Source organism: Flavobacterium sp. (assembly GCF_017985075.1).
Taxonomy (GTDB): Bacteria; Bacteroidota; Bacteroidia; order Flavobacteriales; family Flavobacteriaceae; genus Flavobacterium.
Genome location: NZ_JAGNYF010000058.1, coordinates 10,193 through 11,624 on the forward strand (window position 1 = coordinate 10,193; position 1,432 = coordinate 11,624).

Here is a 1,432-nt window from a genome sequence, read left to right on the forward strand (position 1 = left end):
TGCTCAAAAGTGAACGAATTTAAATTAGTTATACGATAAATTAATATACTTGAGCGCATACTTGTAATGCGGAAAGCATCTCTTTTACTACTGACGCGTGAATTAGATTGCGTGAGACCCTTTCAGGTTCACAAACGTTGTAAAAAGTTGTTTGGATGAAGATGAAATGCTTTGTGAATCTCTGCGAAATAACTATAAGTTATCCAAAAACATCTTCCGCTGGCGGAAAAACATCAAGTGATTTTGAAAAATCTAAATATTCGGCTTTTGCACCGTATTTTAAAATTTCATTGATGCCTTTTTCTAACATTAATTGGGTGGAATACTTTCTGCTAACAGCAACTTCTTTATCATTTAAAATGATTTTAAAGTAAAACTTACCTGCAGGTGAACGAAATCGCATAAAAAACATTTGTTCTATTGATTTTTTTAGTAATTCAATTTCTTCTTCACATTCAAATCGTAATTCAAAAGCATTGCTAATAAAAATGGTTTTTCCTCTACGAGAAGTTAATTCGTATTTGTAATGTCCGCTGGGTTTTTTGCTTATTACAAAAGTTGCCATTTTATAAAAATATTTGAAGCGAAGATACTATTTTAAACGAAATTACTTAAGTTGAAATTAAAAACATTTTAATTATATTTATTGTTTTAATAATACAGAAAACATAAAAAAATGTATTTCAAATTAATTAAATTATCTATATTTGCTATATATAGACAATTAATTTTATTAGTTATGAATATTAGTTTTACAAAAAAACAGGAGATTTACATCAACAAACAAGTGGAAACAGGTGATTATCAAAATAACAGTGAAGTGATAAGAGACGCCTTACGTTTGCACGAAATTTATAGAGAAAAAGTAATTACTGATTTGAGAAATGAAATCGAAAAGGGTTGGTCGTCTGAAAGTAGTGATAGGTCTATTGCAGATATAATTGCAGCAAAAAAAGCAGCATATGCCAAAAAATAAGTATGTGTTATCTCGGGAAGCGGACAACGACTTGGAAAAAATATTTGACTATACTTTTGAAGAATTCGGATTTAATCAAGCCGTAAAGTATTTATATGAAATTGACGAAGTATTTGTCAAAATAGTAAATACCCCTGAAATAGGAAGAAGTAGAAACGAGATTAAAAAAAGTGTGTATAGTTTACCAATTGGGAGTCATATAGTTTTTTATACGATACAAATTGATCATATTAGGATTTTAAGGGTTCTGCACGGAGCAAAAGATTTACCAAAAAGTTTTTGATTCAACTTGTCTTAAAATGCAAAAAGCTCCAAACATAGTTTGAAGCTTTTAGTACTCAAGGCGGGACTTGAACCCGCACGGGCATTACTACCCACTGGATTTTAAGTCCAGCGTGTCTACCAATTCCACCACTCAAGCATTTTATTGTGTAAACACAATAATTGGTATTTTTA

General features: G+C 30.2%; 3 protein-coding genes and 1 tRNA gene. 2 read left to right on the forward strand and 2 right to left on the reverse strand.

Features of this window, described 5'->3' with window-relative positions; translation table 11 throughout:
- Positions 1-199: 199 nt before the first annotated feature.
- Positions 200-565 (reverse strand): DUF1508 domain-containing protein, encoded by a 366-nt coding sequence (locus tag KA468_RS09260; RefSeq protein WP_291242660.1) that lies wholly within the window; start codon positions 563-565, stop codon positions 200-202.
- Between the two features lie 111 nt (positions 566-676).
- Between KA468_RS09260 and KA468_RS09265 the strand changes: the two genes are divergently transcribed.
- Together KA468_RS09265 and KA468_RS09270 are read left to right on the forward strand one after the other, a co-directional pair.
- Positions 677-976 carry a type II toxin-antitoxin system ParD family antitoxin gene (locus tag KA468_RS09265; protein ID WP_291242661.1) on the forward strand — a complete coding sequence of 100 codons (300 nt, stop codon included), beginning with the start codon at positions 677-679 and terminating at the stop codon, positions 974-976.
- Positions 963-1,259: a type II toxin-antitoxin system RelE/ParE family toxin gene (locus KA468_RS09270; RefSeq protein WP_291242662.1), complete on the forward strand. Its 297-nt coding sequence runs from the start codon at positions 963-965 to the stop codon at positions 1,257-1,259. The genes KA468_RS09265 and KA468_RS09270 overlap by 14 nt, the downstream gene beginning before the upstream one ends.
- A gap of 52 nt (positions 1,260-1,311) precedes the next feature.
- On the opposite strand, the gene KA468_RS09275 is transcribed toward KA468_RS09270, so the two are convergent.
- Positions 1,312-1,397, reverse strand: a tRNA-Leu gene (locus tag KA468_RS09275).
- Positions 1,398-1,432 lie beyond the last annotated feature (35 nt).

Bases quoted from the DNA above. Each gene is read 5' to 3' on its own strand.
- KA468_RS09270 (WP_291242662.1), top strand. From the start codon at position 963: ATGCCAAAAAATAAGTATGTGTTATCTCGGGAAGCGGACAACGACTTG.
- KA468_RS09260 (WP_291242660.1), bottom strand. From the start codon at position 565: ATGGCAACTTTTGTAATAAGCAAAAAACCCAGCGGACATTACAAATAC.
- KA468_RS09265 (WP_291242661.1), top strand. From the start codon at position 677: ATGTATTTCAAATTAATTAAATTATCTATATTTGCTATATATAGACAA.